The 15,378-nt window shown below is 72.7% G+C and carries 12 protein-coding genes and 1 pseudogene; 11 read left to right on the top strand and 2 right to left on the bottom strand.

Annotated features, from left to right (window positions below):
• Window positions 1–23 precede the first annotated feature (23 nt).
• Both PYR72_RS40180 and PYR72_RS40175 read left to right on the top strand, forming a co-directional pair.
• Window positions 24–710: an alpha/beta fold hydrolase gene (locus tag PYR72_RS40180; protein ID WP_275459845.1), complete on the top strand. Its 687-nt coding sequence runs from the start codon at window positions 24–26 to the stop codon at window positions 708–710.
• Between the two features lie 205 nt (window positions 711–915).
• The gene (locus PYR72_RS40175) at window positions 916–1,602 is read left to right on the top strand and encodes a class I SAM-dependent methyltransferase (RefSeq protein WP_059080276.1); all 687 of its coding nucleotides are present in this window, start codon (window positions 916–918) and stop codon (window positions 1,600–1,602) included.
• Here PYR72_RS40175 and PYR72_RS40170 read toward each other — a convergent pair.
• Together PYR72_RS40170 and PYR72_RS40165 are read right to left on the bottom strand one after the other, a co-directional pair.
• A complete protein-coding gene (locus PYR72_RS40170) occupies window positions 1,571–1,945 on the bottom strand; it encodes a fic family toxin-antitoxin system, toxin component (RefSeq protein ID WP_275459844.1) in 375 nt (124 codons plus the stop codon). The two genes, PYR72_RS40175 and PYR72_RS40170, sit on opposite strands and share 32 nt — an antisense overlap.
• Before the next feature lie 4 nt (window positions 1,946–1,949).
• Window positions 1,950–2,189: a toxin-antitoxin system HicB family antitoxin gene (locus tag PYR72_RS40165; RefSeq protein ID WP_013005232.1), complete on the bottom strand. Its 240-nt coding sequence runs from the start codon at window positions 2,187–2,189 to the stop codon at window positions 1,950–1,952.
• A 217-nt stretch (window positions 2,190–2,406) separates the two neighbouring features.
• On the opposite strand from PYR72_RS40165, the pseudogene PYR72_RS40160 reads away from it, so the two are divergent.
• From PYR72_RS40160 to PYR72_RS40120, 9 genes and pseudogenes are all read left to right on the top strand, one after another.
• Window positions 2,407–3,174, top strand: a pseudogene (locus PYR72_RS40160) (ABC transporter ATP-binding protein); the annotation flags it as partial.
• Between the two features lie 838 nt (window positions 3,175–4,012).
• On the top strand, window positions 4,013–6,583 hold the full coding sequence (locus PYR72_RS40155; RefSeq protein WP_275459843.1) for an FtsX-like permease family protein: 2,571 nt from the start codon (window positions 4,013–4,015) through the stop codon (window positions 6,581–6,583).
• 129 nt (window positions 6,584–6,712) lie between these two features.
• Window positions 6,713–7,594 carry an LLM class F420-dependent oxidoreductase gene (locus tag PYR72_RS40150; RefSeq protein WP_275459842.1) on the top strand — a complete coding sequence of 294 codons (882 nt, stop codon included), beginning with the start codon at window positions 6,713–6,715 and terminating at the stop codon, window positions 7,592–7,594.
• 397 nt (window positions 7,595–7,991) lie between these two features.
• Window positions 7,992–8,417: a GNAT family N-acetyltransferase gene (locus PYR72_RS40145; RefSeq protein ID WP_275459841.1), complete on the top strand. Its 426-nt coding sequence runs from the start codon at window positions 7,992–7,994 to the stop codon at window positions 8,415–8,417.
• A 214-nt stretch (window positions 8,418–8,631) separates the two neighbouring features.
• Entirely contained in the window at window positions 8,632–9,969 is a 1,338-nt protein-coding gene (locus PYR72_RS40140; protein WP_275459840.1) for a hemolysin family protein, read from the top strand.
• Window positions 9,966–10,982, top strand: a complete 1,017-nt coding sequence (locus tag PYR72_RS40135) for a hemolysin family protein (RefSeq protein WP_275459839.1) — start codon at window positions 9,966–9,968, stop codon at window positions 10,980–10,982. The genes PYR72_RS40140 and PYR72_RS40135 overlap by 4 nt, the downstream gene beginning before the upstream one ends.
• A 65-nt stretch (window positions 10,983–11,047) precedes the next feature.
• Window positions 11,048–11,887, top strand: a complete 840-nt coding sequence (locus PYR72_RS40130) for an SGNH/GDSL hydrolase family protein (protein ID WP_275459838.1) — start codon at window positions 11,048–11,050, stop codon at window positions 11,885–11,887.
• Window positions 11,888–12,123: 236 nt separating this feature from the next.
• Window positions 12,124–14,151 (top strand): LodA/GoxA family CTQ-dependent oxidase, encoded by a 2,028-nt coding sequence (locus PYR72_RS40125; protein WP_275459837.1) that lies wholly within the window; start codon window positions 12,124–12,126, stop codon window positions 14,149–14,151.
• Complete coding sequence (locus PYR72_RS40120) at window positions 14,148–15,344, top strand: FAD-dependent monooxygenase (protein WP_275459836.1); 1,197 nt, start codon at window positions 14,148–14,150, stop codon at window positions 15,342–15,344. Before PYR72_RS40125 ends, PYR72_RS40120 begins: the two co-directional genes overlap by 4 nt.
• Window positions 15,345–15,378: the final 34 nt, after the last annotated feature.

Here is a 15,378-nt window from a genome sequence, read left to right as displayed (position 1 = left end):
CCCCACCCGTTTCAGGAGGCACCATGCAGCGCCGCATGCGCCGTATCGCCACGGCCCTCGCGACCGTGACCACCACGCTCCTTCTGTCGCTCTCCTTCTCCGCGACCTCCGCTCAGGCCGCGACCCGCAACCCCGTGGTCTTCGTGCACGGTCTGAGCAGTTCGTCCAGCAGCTGGGACGACTGGATCGCGTACTTCAAGGCCGACGGCTACACGTCCGCGGAGCTGTACTCCTGGTCCTACGACTGGGGTCAGTCCAACGTCACGACGGCCGCGCAGCTCAAGACCAAGATCGAGAGCGTGCGGGCCGCGACGGGCGCCGCCAAGGTGGACGTGGTCGTCCACTCGATGGGCGCGCTCAGCTCCCGGTACTACCTCAAGAATCTCGGCGGGACGGCGTACGTGGACGACTTCGTCTCCACGGCCGGTGTGAACCACGGGACGACGGTGGCCGGTTGGTGCCGTTGGCTCTACACGTCCTGCGGCGAGATGTACACCGGCAGCTCCTTCCTGACGGCGCTGAACTCCGGCGACGAGACGCCGGGCACCGTGTCGTACGCCAGCTACTGGTCGAACTGCGACGACGCGCTCACCCCGGACACCTCCGCGATCCTCAGCGGCGCGACCAACGTCGAGGTCGGCTGTGTCTCGCACAACGACATGAACAACGACAAGGGCATCTACGACCAGGTCCGGGCCTTCATCGCCTGACCTTCCGGCGGCCGGCACCTCGTGCCGCGTTCCCCCGCGCCCGTCGCGTGGTCTCTCCCCGGGGACACGCGGCGGGTGAGCCGTTTCCGCCCCCGTCGCGACCGGCAGCCCCTCCGGCCGCGGCCGGCCGCCCCGGCCGTGACGGGTGAGCCGGTGCTTCCGGGGGGAGAATCACGGTATCTGCCGTTCTCTTCGGGAGGTCCTCATGGCCCGGGCCCGCGCGACGACGGACGCCGTGCACCACCCTCTCTTCGCCCGGTTCTACGCCCGGCTGAGCGTGTCGGCGGAGCCGAGGATCGGTCCCCTGCGCGACGAGTTGCTGGCGGGGCTGTCGGGGCGGGTCATCGAGATCGGCGCCGGGAACGGTCTGAACTTCGCGCGGTACCCGAACGCGGTCTCGGAGGTCGTGGCGATCGAACCGGAGCACTCCCTGCGGCGGTTGGCCCTGGAGTCCGCCCTGCGCGCCGAGGTGCCGGTGGACGTGGTGCCGGGCGCGGCGGAGGCGCTGCCGGTCAAGAGCGAGGCGTTCGACGCGGCCGTGGTGTCGCTGGTGCTGTGCAGCGTGCGGGACGTACGGCGCTCGCTGAGCGAGGTGCGGCGGGTGCTGCGCCCCGGCGGTGAGCTGCGGTTCTTCGAGCACGGCCGGGGCGGCGGACGCGCGATGCGGACGGCACAGCGGGCGCTGGACGGCACGGTGTGGCCCCTGTTGTTCGGCGGCTGCCATGTGTCCCGCGACCCGGTCGCGGTGATCCGGGCCGCCGGGTTCGAGACCGGGGCGGTCCGGGAGGTCCTGGTGCCCGAGCGGGGGCCGCGGCTGCCCAGTTCCTACTGCGTGCTGGGCCGCGCCCGGCGGCCCGGCGTCACAGACTCCACTGGCGCAGCTCCCGCGTGATGTCCTGCACGGTGGCCTCGCCGCTCTTGACCAGCCGGGCGAGTTCGCGCACCTGCTCGGCGGAGGTGACGACCTTGACGCCGCTGGCCACGAGGTAGCCGTAGGCGACGGCGGAGGCGAACAGCGCGTTGGAGCGCTCCAGGGCCGGGACGTGCATCAGGACCTGGAGGAGCGCGGCGGCCCGGGCGTGCGGGGTGTCGTAGACGGGGACGTCGAAGATCTCGGCCTCGTGCCGGGCGACGGCCGCGACGAGTGCGCCCCAGTCGGAGACCTGTGGGTCTCCGGGCGTCTTGCGTTCGGCGACCATGAGGAGCCAGGCGAGGTCGATTCTGAGCTGACTCAAGGGATCAGTGACGTCCCTCGCGCCGGCCCTCGGGGTCGGCGCCGAACTCCTCGGCGAAGACCGCCTCGTACTGCTTCATGAAGTCGGCCGCGGACTCGACGAAGGTGTGGCCCGCCTCGCCGGTGTCCTGCCGGACCAGTTCCTCGATGTACCGGTTCACACTCATCCCGCGCTCCAGGGCTCGTTCACGGGCGGCCCGGGCCGTGTCCTCGTCCACCCGGACGTTCAGCTGGGTCTTGGCCATGACTCGACGCTAGCGCCGGAGTGCTAGCAGTGGCAAGGGCGCCTTTCTCCGGTGCCCCCTAGGGGCCCGCTTTGCGTGCCCCTTACACCCAGATCGGGGACCCGACCTGCGGCGGAGACCGCCTCGGACTTCGGGGGGATTCCTGCTGTGCCCCACATCACACTAGGCTCGGCCCGAAGCGCCCGGAATTCGAACTGGTTCGAGCCTGGAGGCCGTTTTGTCCACTGCTGCCGCTGAGCACCCCCTCGGCCGCGCGGAAGCCGGTGCCGTCGCCGCCCGCGCCCGGGGCCTGACGAAGGCGTACGGCTCGGGCGAGACCGCGGTGCTCGCCCTCGACTCGGTCGACGTGGACATCGCGCGCGGCCGTTTCACCGCCGTGATGGGTCCCTCGGGCTCGGGAAAGTCCACACTGATGCACTGCCTCGCGGGGCTCGACACCGTCTCGGCCGGGCAGGTGTGGCTCGGGGACACCGAGATCACCCGGCTCAGGGAACGCGATCTGACCCGGTTGCGCCGGGACCGGATCGGCTTCATGTTCCAGTCCTTCAACCTGATCCCCACGCTGAACGCGGCCGAGAACATCACGCTGCCGATGGACATCGCGGGCCGCAAACCCGACCAGCAGTGGCTCGACCGGGTCATCGACACCCTCGGGCTGCGCGACCGGCTCAAGCACCGGCCCTCGCAGCTCTCCGGCGGCCAGCAGCAGCGCGTCGCCTGTGCCCGCGCGCTCGCCTCCCGGCCCGAGCTGATCTTCGCCGACGAGCCGACCGGCAACCTCGACTCCCGCGCCGGGCTCGAAGTGCTCGGCTTCCTGCGCGAGGCGGTCGACCGGCTGGGCCAGACGGTCGTCATGGTCACCCATGACCCGGGCGCCGCCGCCCACTCCGACCTGGTGCTCTACCTCGCGGACGGGCGGATCGTGGACCGGATGGAGCGCCCGACGGCCGAGGCCGTCCTGGAACGCATGCGCCTCTTCTCCGGAGCCAAGCCGCAGGCTGCCGCCGGAGACGGGGCGGCGGGAGGGGCCGGTGGTGGGTCCTTCGGGTCCGTCGACGGATCCTTCGACGGATCCTTCGACGGGGCCGCCGATCGGTCCACCGGTGGGTCCTTCCACGGGTCCGCCGATGGTTCCTTCGAACGGTCCGCCGACGGGTCCGTGGACCCGTCCGCCGATGGTTCCGCCGCTCGGTCCGCCGACGGTTCCCTCGATCGGTCCACCGACAGGTCCGCCGGTCGGCCCACGGACGGCTCCGCCGACGGGACCGCGGGTCGGTCCACCGATCGTTCCTTCGACGGGACCGCGGGTCGGTCCACCGATCGTTCCTTCGACGGGGCCGCCAATCGGTCCGCCGGTGGGTCCATCGACGGGGCCACCGACGAGTCCGCGGATCAGTCCCCCGGTGGGTCCTTCCACGGGTCCACCAACCGGTCCGCCGGTGGGTCCATCGACGGGGCCACCGACGAGTCCGCGCATCAGCCCGTCGACGGCTCCGCCGATCGGTCCACCGGTGGGTCCTTCCACGGGTCCGCCGATGGTTCCTTCGAACGGTCCGCCGACGGGTCCGTGGACCCGTCCGCCGATGGTTCCGCCGCTCGGTCCGCCGACGGTTCCCTCGATCGGTCCACCGACAGGTCCGCCGGCCGGTCCACGGACGGCTCCGCCGACGGGACCGCGGGTCGGTCCACCGATGGGTCCTTCGACGGCTCCGCCGGTCGGTCCGCCGACGGGGCCGCGGGTCGGTCCAGCGATGGTTCCTTCGGTGGGGCCGTCGACGGGTCCGCCGAGCGGGCCGGCGGCTTCGGCAAGGGCGACTGAGGCCGTGCTGAAGGCGAGTCTGCGCAGTTTCCTCGCGCACAAGGGGCGGCTGCTGCTCTCGGCGCTGGCGGTCGTGCTGTCCGTGGCGTTCGTCGCGGGCAGCCTGATCTTCTCGGACACGGTCGCCCGCACCTTCGACCGGCTGTTCGCCTCCACCTCGGCCGACGTGACCGTGGGCCCGAAGGACGACGAGCTGACGGGTCAGCTGCCGACCGGGGCCGTCGAGACCGTGCCCGCCTCGCTCGCGCGGCGGATCGCGGCGATCGACGGCGTGGCGGACGCCCGTGTCGACGCGTCCGTCGACAACGTCACGGTCGTCGACAGCGACAACGAGTCGGTGGGACCGACCACGGGCGCCCCCACCGTCGCCAGGAACTGGCGCCCCACCGACCGCAGCCCGGTGAAGCTGACGAGCGGGCACGCGCCACGGGGCGACGGCCAGGCGTTGCTCGACGCGGACACCGCCAAGAACAAGGGCGTGGAGATCGGCGACACCCTGACGGTGCTCGCCCGGCCGGGCTCCTTCGAGGTGCGGGTCGTCGGCATCGCCACCTTCACCACCACCAACCCGGGCGCCGCGCTCGTCTACCTCGACACCCGAACGGCCCAGACCCGGCTGCTGGGCGACCCCGACGCCGCCACCGGCGTCTCCGTGACCGCCGAGCCGGGCGTGAGCGAAGACCGGCTCAAGCGGCGGATCGCCGACGAGCTGGGGCCGACGACGTACGCGTACCTGACCGCCGACGAGCGGGCCGAGTCGGCGGCCGCCTCGCTCGGCGGATTCCTCGACGTCATCAAGTACGTGATGCTCGCCTTCGCGGGGATCGCGACCCTCGTCGGGATCTTCCTCATCGTGAACACCTTCTCGATGCTCATCGCCCAGCGCACCCGCGAACTGGGCCTGCTGCGAGCGCTGGGCGCCGACCGGCGCCAGGTGCGGCGCTCGGTGCTCGTCGAGGCCGCCCTCCTCGGCCTCGTCGGGTCGACGCTCGGCCTCGCCGCCGGCATCGCGCTGGCCTTCGGGCTGATCGAGCTGATGGGCGCCTTCGGGATGAACCTGAGGTCGACCGAGATGGTGATCGGCGTGGGGACGCCGGTCGCGGCGTACGTCGTCGGGCTCGGCGTCACCTTCGTCGCCGCCTATCTGCCGGCGCGGCGGGCCTCGGCCGTCTCGCCGATGGCGGCCCTGTCCGACGCCGAGATCGCCGGGGTGGGCCGGCCGCTGCGGATGCGCGCGGTGGCCGGCGGGATCGTCGGAGCGGCCGGTGCCGCCGCGCTCGCGGGGTGCGCGATGTCGTCCGACACGGGCTCCGCGGCGTCCCTGCTCGGTCTCGGCCTGGTCCTCACGCTGATCGCGACCGTCATCGCCGGACCGCTGCTCGTACGGCCCGTGATCCGGGTCCTCGGCGGCGCCTTCCCGGCGCTGTTCGGCTCCGTCGGCCGGATGAGCCAGCGCAACGCCCTGCGCAACCCGCGCCGCACCGGGGCCACCGCCTCCGCGCTGATGGTCGGCATCGCGCTCGTCACCGGGATGTCCGTGGCGAGTGCGTCGATGGCCACCTCCTTCGACGACGAGATCGACAGCACCCTGGGCGCCGACTTCGTCGTCCAGAACCAGAACTTCCAGCCGTTCCCGCAGGAGGTCACCGACAAGGTCCGGGGCACCGACGGCGTGGGCCTCGTCGTACGGCAGCGGTTCACCCCGGTCGCGGTACGGCTGCCGGACGGCGAGCGCGTGGAGACGACCGCCGCGGCCTACGACGACCGGCTGGACGAGATCGCGAACGTGACCTACGCCGAGGGCGACAGCGAAGCCGCGCTCGCCGACGGCGCCCTCGCCATGGACGCGGAGTTCGCGCGGGACCACGACGTACGGGTGGGCAGCACGATCCCCGTCCGGTTCCCGGCCGGGAGGAGCACCGAGCTGCGGGTTGCCGCGCTCACCGACCAGGACACCGCCGACGGCTTCGGGGTCCAGGGCGGGCTGTACTTCGGGATGGCCACGATCCGGCGGTACGTGCCCGACGGGCAGGACTCCGCGCTGTACGTGAACACCGGACCGGGCACCGGCGCCGACGAGCTGCGCGGGAACCTGGAGCGGACGCTGGACGCCTACCCGCAGGTCCAGGTCCGCGACCAGGCCGACTACAAGGAACTCGTCCGGGGCCAGATCGCCGTGCTCCTCTACCTCGTCTACGCCCTGCTCGGCCTGGCGATCGTCATCGCGGTCCTCGGTGTCGTCAACACCCTCGCCCTGTCGGTGGTCGAACGCACCCGGGAGATCGGCCTGTTGCGCGCCATCGGGCTGGGACGGCGACAGCTGCGGCGCATGATCCGGCTGGAGTCGGTGGTGATCGCCGTGTTCGGCGCCGTCCTCGGGCTCGTCCTGGGGCTGATCTGGGGGGTGTGCGCCCAGCAGGTGCTGGCGCTGCAGGGCATGAAGGCGCTGGCGATCCCGTGGGGGACGGTCGTGGCCGTGGTGATCGGATCGGCGGTCGTCGGCGTCGTCGCGGCCCTGCTGCCCGCGCTGCGCGCGTCCCGGATGAACGTCCTGGCGGCGATCGCCCACGAGTGAGAGCGCCCGTCGGAAGCACCCGTCACGAGCGCCCGCGCGTACGCGTCGCGCATGTGCTGGCGGCATGCGCGCACGGGTGGTGTACTCACCGGCGTGCCCGCTCGAGTCCCGCAGAGGTGAGGAGAGTTCATGCCGCGCCCGTTCCGCTTCGGAGTCAACTTACTCAGCCCCACGTCGGCCGGGGAGTGGCGCGCGAAGTGCCGCCGCGCCGAACAGCTCGGCTACGACGTGATCCTGGTCCCGGACCATCTGGGCATGCCGGCCCCGTTCCCGTCCCTGGTCGCGGCGGCGGAGGCGACCGAACGACCGCGGCTCGGCACGTTCGTGCTGAACGCGGGCTTCTGGAACCCGGCGCTGCTGGCGCGCGAGGTCGCGACCACGGACGCGCTCACCGGAGGGCGTCTGGAGCTGGGCCTCGGCACCGGGTACGTACCGGCCGAGCACGAGAAGGCGGGCCTGCCGTGGGGTTCGGCGGGCGGACGGGTCGACCATCTGCTGCGCACGGTCCGGGAGTTGGACGAGCTGCTCGGCTCCGGAGAGCACGAGCCGCGGCCGGTGCAGCGCCCCCGGGTGCCGCTGCTCATCGGGGCGAACGGCGACCGCATGCTGCGGATCACCGCCGAGCACGCGGACATCGCGGCGTTCACGGGCGCCCGGACGGTGGAGAACGGCAAGCTGGAACCGCTGACCGCCGGGGAACTCGACGAACGCGTCGGCAGGTACCAGGAGTTCGCCGCCGGTCGGAAGGAACCCGCCGAGCTGAACCTGCTGATCCAGATCGTCGAGTTCACCGAGGACCGCGCCGCCGCCGTACGGCCCTGGCTGGGCCACCTCCCGAACCTGACCGAGGAGCAGGCGCTCCAGCTCCCGCTGGTCCTCGTGGGCACCCTGCAGGAGATCGTCGACCAGGTACTGGCACAGCGGGAGCGGTACGGCTTCTCGTACCTGACCGTCCTGGAACCGAACATGGAAACCTTCGCGAAGGTCGTCGAGGCGCTGCACGGCCGGTGAGCAGGTGAGGGGGACGCGGGGCCGGGCGCGACGAGCGCGCTCCGGGTGAACGCCCGGCCGGTGCGGAACCGGTGCGCACTCGGTGACGACCGGAGCCGCTCCCCTGTCCCGGTGCCCGCAGCTCGGGCAGGCTGTCTCGGGGGCAGCCGCCGACGTCGCCGTCGTGTCCTGCGTCGGCCGCATCGGCTCTGGGCCGTCGCCGTGGCAGCGCATCGCGCACAGGGACCCGAGGCGCTCGCGGGTACCGGACCGCGGGCAGTGCCGGGTGCCGGGCCGGCTCGGTGTCCGGGCGGGACGCGGAGTCCGCGTCCGCGTCCGCCGCGGCACACCGCCGTGCGCCCGCGTCCGGATGCTGGAATTCCGCATCGCGCTCCCGCCCCCGTGGTGGGATCGCCCCATGACCGACCTGCGCATACGGGCCGCGACGCCCGACGATCTCGACGCCGTCCTCGCCTTCTGGAAGACGGCGGCCGAGGGCACGAGCATCAGCGACGACCGGGAGGGCGTCGATCGGCTGGTGGCGCGTGACCCCGAGACGCTGATCCTGGCCGAGCTGGACGGCGAGCTGGTGGGCACCGTCATCGCCGGTTTCGACGGCTGGCGGTGCCACCTGTACCGGCTCGCGGTGCACCCCGAGCGGCGGCGCCGGGGCATCGGGTCGGCCCTGCTGACGGCGGCCGAAGAACGGTTCGTCCGGCTCGGCGGACGGCGCGGCGACGCGATGGTGCTCGTACGCAACGAGACGGCCCAGCATGCGTGGCGGGCCGCCGGGTACGCGCCCGAGGAGAAGTGGCGGCGGTGGGTGAAGCCGCTCGGGGGCTGAGACCGGGCGCGCGGCAGGGCGTGCGCCGAGGCGAGGGAGGCACTTTGCCGGTCCTTTACCATGGGTGGACCAGTCAACCTCTACGGAAAGGTTGTGAGCGTCCGCCCATGGGCGAGCCTCCCAGTACGCGGCCCGGTACCGCACGCACCCGAGCCGGTGCACGACATCGCGCGTTCCTCACGTCCCTGCCCGATCCTGGGACGGAGGTGACCCGATGACCGAAGTGCTCCTCCTTCTGGTGGCGGTGCTGCTCTCGCTGATCTGTGGCGCCTTCGTCGCCGCCGAGTTCTCGCTGACCACGGTCGACCGGGCCCGCCTGGAACGGGCCGTGGAGCGCGGCGAGCGGGGTGCCGCCGGCGCCCTCAAGGCCGTACGGAACCTGACCTTCCAGCTCTCCGGCGCCCAGCTCGGCATCACCGTCACCAACCTGGTCGTCGGCATGCTCGCCGAGCCGTCCATCGCGAAGCTGATCGCGGGCCCGCTGGAGGCGGTCGGTGTGCCCGCCTCCGCGGCCGGCTCGGTGGCGCTGGTGATCGGCACGGCCCTGTCGACCGTCGTGCTGATGGTCGTCGGCGAGCTGGTGCCCAAGAACTGGGCGATCTCCGCGCCGCTGCCGGTGGCGAAGAAGGTGGCGAACCCGCAGCGCTGGTTCAGCGCCGCGTTCCGCCCGTTCATCACCCACCTCAACAACACCGCCAACCGTCTCGTACGCCTCCTGGGCATCGAGCCCGCCGAGGAGCTGGCCTCCGCGCGGGGCCCCCAGGAGCTGGCCGCCCTCGCCCGGCACTCGGCCAAGGAGGGCGCCCTGGAGCCGAACACCGCCGAGCTGTTCGTACGGACGCTGAACCTCGCCGACCTCACCGCGGAGAACGTGATGACCCCGCGCGTCCAGGTCATCGCCCTGGACGCCCAGGCGACCTGCGAGGACGTGGCGAACGCGACCCGGGCCACCGGCCTGTCCCGCTTCCCCGTCTACCGCGGCAGCCTCGACTCGGTCGTCGGCACCGTGCACATCAAGGACGTCCTCGCCGTGCCGGCCGCGCGCCGGCTGCGCACCTCCGTCGCGGAGCTGCTGCGCGAGCCCCTGCTCGTCCCCGAGTCGCTCACCGTCGACCGCGTGCTGGACCGGCTCTCGGGCAAGCGCACGATGGCCGTCGTCATCGACGAGTACGGCGGCACGGCGGGCGTCGTGACCCTGGAGGACATCGTCGAGGAGGTCGTCGGCGAGGTGCGGGACGAGCACGACCCGCACGAGACGCCCGACCTGGCCCCCGTGGGCACCGACGAGCACGGCCGCGAGCTGTACTCCGCCGACGGCTCGGCCCGCACCGACCAGCTGGCCCGGGTGGGCCTGCGCGCGCCGGACGGACCGTACGAGACGCTCGCCGGACTCGTCGCCACCGAGCTGGGCCGTATCCCGGCCGTCGGCGACACCGTGGAGGTGGCCGGCTGGCGGCTCGACGTGGTGGACGCCGCCGGACGCCGGGCCGCGCGGGTGCTGCTGCACGCGCCGGTCCCGTCCGTCGAGGAGCACGAGGAGGAGACGCGATGACCGCCGTCCAGCTGCTGATCGGTTTCGCGACGCTGGTCGTCAACGCCTTCTTCGTGGGCGCCGAGTTCGCCCTGATCTCGGTGCGCCGCAGCCAGATCGAGCCGTACGCCGAACAGGGCGACCGGCGGGCGCGCAGCGTGCTGTGGGGTCTGCGGCACGTGTCCGCGCTGATGGCGGCGGCGCAGCTCGGCATCACCCTGTGCACCCTGGTCCTCGGTGTGGTCGCGGAGCCGGCGATCGCGCACCTGCTGGAGCCGCTGTTCCACGCGGTGGGCGTGCCGGAGGGCGCGGGCCACGTGGTCTCCTTCGTGATCGCCCTGACGCTCGCCACGTATCTGCACATGCTGCTCGGCGAGATGGTCCCGAAGAACATCGCCCTGGCCGAGCCGGTACGCAGCGCGCTGCTGCTCGGCCCGCCGCTGGTGACGCTCTCGCGGGCGCTGCGCCCGGTGATCTTCACGGTCAACGCCTTCGCGAACACCCTGCTCAAGCTCATGCGGATCGAGACGAAGGACGAGGTCGCGGCGACCTTCTCGGACACCGAACTCGCCCGTCTGGTCCGGGACTCCAGCGAGGCGGGACTGATCGACGACCGCGCGCAGGAGCGGCTGCGCGACGCGCTGGAGCTGGGGCGGCGGCCGGTGCGTGACGTCGTGCTCCCGCTGGAGCGGGTCGTCTACGCGGGCATGGGGGTCACCCCCGAGGAGCTGGAGCGTCTGTCGGCCGAGTCCGGGTTCTCCCGTTTCCCGGTGGTGGACGAGGGGCGCCGGATCGTGGGCTATCTCCATGTGAAGGACGCGCTCGACGCGGCCCCGCGCGACGAGCCGTTCTCCGTGCGGGACATGCGGTCCATCGCCCGGGTCCGCGAGACGACCCCGCTGGACGACGTGCTCAGCGCGATGCGCCGCAGCCGGACGCATCTGGCGGCCGTCCTGGGCGAGGACGGGCGGCTCGCGGGCATCGTGACCATGGAGGACGTGCTGCGGGAGCTGTTCGGGCAGCCGGCCGTGTGAGCTTCGTCGGCGAGGGGAAGCCGACCGACCGTAGGGTATGTGAACGCGTTACCATCGTGGGCGCCATGCAGACGAATCCCACGTACTCCAGCCTTGTCTCGGTCGGCGACTCCTTCACCGAGGGGATGTCCGACCTCCTCCCCGACGGTTCGTACCGGGGCTGGGCGGACCTCCTCGCGGGCCGCATGGCCGCGCGGACGCCCGGCTTCCGGTACGCCAACCTCGCGGTGCGCGGAAAGCTGATCGGCCAGATCGTCGCCGAGCAGGTGGAGGTCGCGGCCGCCATGGAGGCGGACGTGATCACCCTGGTCGGCGGTCTCAACGACACGCTGCGGCCCAAGTGCGACATGGGCCGGGTCAAGGGGCTGCTGGAGGAGGCCGTGGAGCGTCTGGCCCCCGCCTGCAAGCAGCTCGTCCTGATGCGCAGCCCCGGCCGCGAGGGCCCCGTCCAGCAGCGGTTCCGGCCGCGCATGGAGGAACTGTTCGCCTGCGTCGACGAGCTGGCCGCCCGCCACGGCGCCCTCGTCGTGGACCTGTACGGCGCCTCGTCGCTCAGCGACCCGCGCATGTGGGACGTGGACCGGCTGCATCTGACGCCCGAGGGGCACCGCCGGGTCGCCGAGGCGGTCTGGCAGACGCTCGGCCACGAGGCCGAGGACCCGGACTGGCGGACGCCGATGCCGCTGACGCCGCCGCCCGGCTGGGCCGCCCGCCAGGTGGCCCATGCCCGGTTCACCCGGCAGTACCTGCTGCCGTGGATCGCCCGCCGCCTCACCGGCCGCTCCTCGGGGGACGGCCGGTCGGGCGCCCACTTCAGCGCCGAGCTGGGCCAGGCTTTCTGGGTCACCCCCGCGGACCACACGAACCCCGGCCCGGTGACGGACTGGCGCCGGGTGGGTCCCTGACCCGGAGCCTTCCCGCACCCTCGCCCGCGGTCTCTGTTGCGGGCCATGACGGGCGCGCCCAGAATTGTCGCCGAGGAAGATCTTCAGGTCCGCGCTCGGGCGTGCGACGGCAGCCGGCGGAAGGCCGGGGAACCGCCGGACGTCGATCGGCTCCTTCGGCGGTGTGACCCCCGGGCGAAATCGAACGTCTTACGTTCGAGACCGCGTCCCGGCGGTTCCCGACGGAAGGTTCTTCGATGGACAGTCAGATCGTGAAGGTGAAGATTCACCCCGCCATCGGGGTCGCCCGGGTCGGCAACAGCACCGAAGCACCCTTCATCGGCCCGGAGTCACCGGACCAGGAACCGGCGGACCCCGGCTCCTACAAGGACGCCTCCGGTGCGCTCCGCAGGCAGGCCGCACGGTTCCGTGTGTACGGCTACAACGCCGCGGGCGAGGTCGTCAGGGAGCTGAAGCCGGGCGTCGAGGGTGTCTCCGAGATCCAGTGGACGGTGCACCTGGCCAACAAGAAGGCCGCCTGGTACCAGTTCCATCTCGCGCTGGACATCCCCGAGGGCAAGACACTGGCGGCGGAGCAGTACGCCCTGCGCAACGCCGACGTCGTGGGCGCCGAACGGAAGAAGCTGGTCAACGACCCCGGAAGCCGCACCGTCCGCGGCTCGAAGACCGAGACGCAGAAGTTCGACACCGGCAAGATCATGGGCAGGGCGGTGTACCTCGGCGAGATCTCCACGCGTGCCGACGGCCGCCTGGTGGTGCTCGGCGGCCGGGGCAGCTCCGCCTCCTACAAGAACCAGCCAATCACCGGGGTCGCCAACAACAACACCTGGTACGACGACGTGTCCGACGGCCCGGTGACGGCGAAGGTCCGTATCGCCGGCAAGGACCTGACCGCCGCTCCCGCCTGGGTCGTGGTGGGGCCTCCGCACTACGCCCCCGGCGTGAAGTCCGTCCGCACCCTCCACGACCTGCTCTTCGACGTCTTCGTCCAGGCCGGTTCACTGACCCGTCCCCAGCAGATCTCGTACACCGACCACATCGAACCGATCCTGCGCCGCTTCTGCGATCTGCAGTGGGTCAACCACGGTTTCGCGGCACAGTTCGGCTGGAACGGCCCGCACTTCTTCCTCGCGCCGGCCATGCGGAGGAGGCTCGCCGATCCCTCCGACCGGAACCGGGAACTGCGCCGCCAGACGTACGCCGCCCTGCGCGACTACGACCGGGACGGGAAGTCCCCGCAGCCGTGGCCGTGGATCTACGGCGACGCCATGGCCAGCAAGCCCAAGTCCGTGCGCCAGCACCTCGTGCTCTCCCCGACCCAGGACTGGATGCTGCAGCGCTGGGCGGACGGGGCGTTCCGGGCCGGACCCCTGCGGCAGCCGCGCCCCACGGTCGACGACGCCCCCGTGGGCGAGCAGCCGGGCCTGCTGGACCGGGCGGCCCTGGAGAACTGCGCCGCCGACGCCTTCCACCCGGGGTGCGAGGTCACCTGGCCGATCAGGCACGCGAGCATGTTCGGTGAACCCTTCCGCATCCGGCACCGCGCCGCCGGCACCGCGGAACCCGACTACGGACCCACCCTCACCGCGCAGGAGGCGCTCGCCGCCAACGGCCCCCTGCACGCACAGGGGCCCGGAGGCCTCACGCGTTGGATGGCCGCACCCTGGCAGGCGGACACCGCCAGCTGCCGCTCCGGCTACGAGGTGCTGGCCAACCTGGGGCCCCGCTACAGCCCCTACCTGCCGACCTTCTGGCCCGCCCAGGTGCCCAACCACGTCCTCAAACTGGAGGACTTCGAGAAGGTCAACACGCCGTCGGCCGGGAGCGACGACAGCGCGCGGGAGGAGGCGTTCGAGCGACGGGCGACCTGGCTGCGCGGCCTCAGCGGCACCATGAACCAGCAGCGCACCCAGATGATCAAGGACTGGTACAAACTCGGCGTCGTCGAGGTGCGCGACTACACCGTCGGCGACGGGAAGTTCCCGGACCGGATCCTGGTGGAGTCGCGCCCGGGACAACCGCTCGCTCAGGCACCCGACACGGCGAACCTCGTCAACCTGCACGTGCCCGAGGCGGGTCCGCACGTGATGTCCGCGGCGGCGGGCGTCCGGTCCGAAGGAGGGCTCTCCCCCGAGACCGCCGAGGCCGAGTCCGAGTCCGCGGCACGGGCGATCGGCGAGGCCGCCAGGGCGACCGGCTACCGCGCGGAGGAGATCACCGCCGGATATCTGGAGATACTCGACCCCTTCCGCGACGCGCGGTGAGCGCCGCACCCGCTCCCGGCACGGACGCCTACGACGTCGTGGTGGCGGGCGGCGGCCCGGCCGGCTGTGCCGCCGCGCTCGTGCTCGCCCGTGCCGGCCGTACGGTCCTGCTGGCGGACGCCGGCACCGGGCCGCCCAAGGTCGGCGAGACGCTCGTGCCCGCCGGACGGGTCCTGCTCGGCGACCTCGGCGTCGCCGACCGGGTTCTCGGCTCCGGACATCTGCCCTGCTACGGCAGCCTGTCGGCCTGGGGTTCGGCCGGCCTGCACGCCGTGGACTTCATCAACGACCCGCACGGCCACGGCTGGCACCTCGACCGGCGGTTGTTCGACCGGCGGCTGCGAGACGCCTCGCGCGCGGCGGGGGCCGAGGTCGCCGAGGGCTCGGCCGTCCGCGACATCGCGCGGACACCGGACGGCGGCTGGACCCTGGTCCTGCGCGGCGGCACCGGCCCTGCCGGTGCCCGGTCGGGTGGCGAGCGTACGGTGCGCTGCCGCTGGGTGATCGACGCCACCGGCCGCGCCGCCGCGATCGCCGTCCGGTGCGGTGCCCGGCGGCGGGTCGCGGACCGGCTCACCTCTCTGTACCTGCCCCTGGAGGCGGACCCGCTGGACACCGACCGCCGTTCCCTCGTCGAGTCCGACGAGGACGGCTGGTGGTACACCGCCCCGCAGCCCTCCGGCGGGCGTCTGGTCGCCTACTTCACCGACGCCGACCTGCCCGCCGCGTCCCACACCGCACGCCACTTCCACCGACGGATGTCGGCCACGCGCCACGTGTCCCGATGGGCCCACCGGGACGGACCCCCGGCCCCGTCGGCCGCCGCGCCCCGCCGGGCCGCGGCGCACACAGCGCACCTGGACACGGTGTACGGAGACGGCTGGACCGCCGCCGGGGACGCGGCGGTCGCGTTCGACCCGCTCTCCTCCCAGGGCGTGCTGACCGCGCTCTACACCGGGCTGGGCGCGGGCCTGGCCGTCGACACCCGCCTGGGTCACGCCCGCTCCGGCGCGGACTCGTCCCTCGCCGCGTACGCGGACAAGGTCGCGGCCGCACGGCACGCGTATCTGCGCGGCCACCGTGCCCTCCACGCCCAGGAGGCCCGCTGGACCGACCGCGCCTTCTGGGCGCGGCGCCTGGCCGGGCTCCCCGACCCGTCCTCCCGACCGCAGGAGGAGCCCAGCGCCCCTTGATCCGAGTTGTCGGCGCAGGAGGGCCCGCTAGCGT

Source organism: Streptomyces sp. VNUA24, from assembly GCF_029167005.1.
Classification (GTDB): domain Bacteria; phylum Actinomycetota; class Actinomycetes; order Streptomycetales; family Streptomycetaceae; genus Streptomyces; species Streptomyces scabiei.
This window is presented reverse-complemented; position numbering and strand designations above follow the sequence as displayed.

Excerpts from the sequence above, each read along its gene's own strand:
- PYR72_RS40125 (WP_275459837.1), top strand. The coding sequence starts at position 12,124 with ATGGACAGTCAGATCGTGAAGGTGAAGATTCACCCCGCCATCGGGGTC.
- PYR72_RS40135 (WP_275459839.1), top strand. The coding sequence starts at position 9,966 with ATGACCGCCGTCCAGCTGCTGATCGGTTTCGCGACGCTGGTCGTCAAC.
- PYR72_RS40130 (WP_275459838.1), top strand. The coding sequence starts at position 11,048 with ATGCAGACGAATCCCACGTACTCCAGCCTTGTCTCGGTCGGCGACTCC.
- PYR72_RS40140 (WP_275459840.1), top strand. The coding sequence starts at position 8,632 with ATGACCGAAGTGCTCCTCCTTCTGGTGGCGGTGCTGCTCTCGCTGATC.
- PYR72_RS40175 (WP_059080276.1), top strand. The coding sequence starts at position 916 with ATGGCCCGGGCCCGCGCGACGACGGACGCCGTGCACCACCCTCTCTTC.
- PYR72_RS40150 (WP_275459842.1), top strand. The coding sequence starts at position 6,713 with ATGCCGCGCCCGTTCCGCTTCGGAGTCAACTTACTCAGCCCCACGTCG.
- PYR72_RS40180 (WP_275459845.1), top strand. The coding sequence starts at position 24 with ATGCAGCGCCGCATGCGCCGTATCGCCACGGCCCTCGCGACCGTGACC.
- PYR72_RS40145 (WP_275459841.1), top strand. The coding sequence starts at position 7,992 with ATGACCGACCTGCGCATACGGGCCGCGACGCCCGACGATCTCGACGCC.
- PYR72_RS40165 (WP_013005232.1), bottom strand. The coding sequence starts at position 2,189 with ATGGCCAAGACCCAGCTGAACGTCCGGGTGGACGAGGACACGGCCCGG.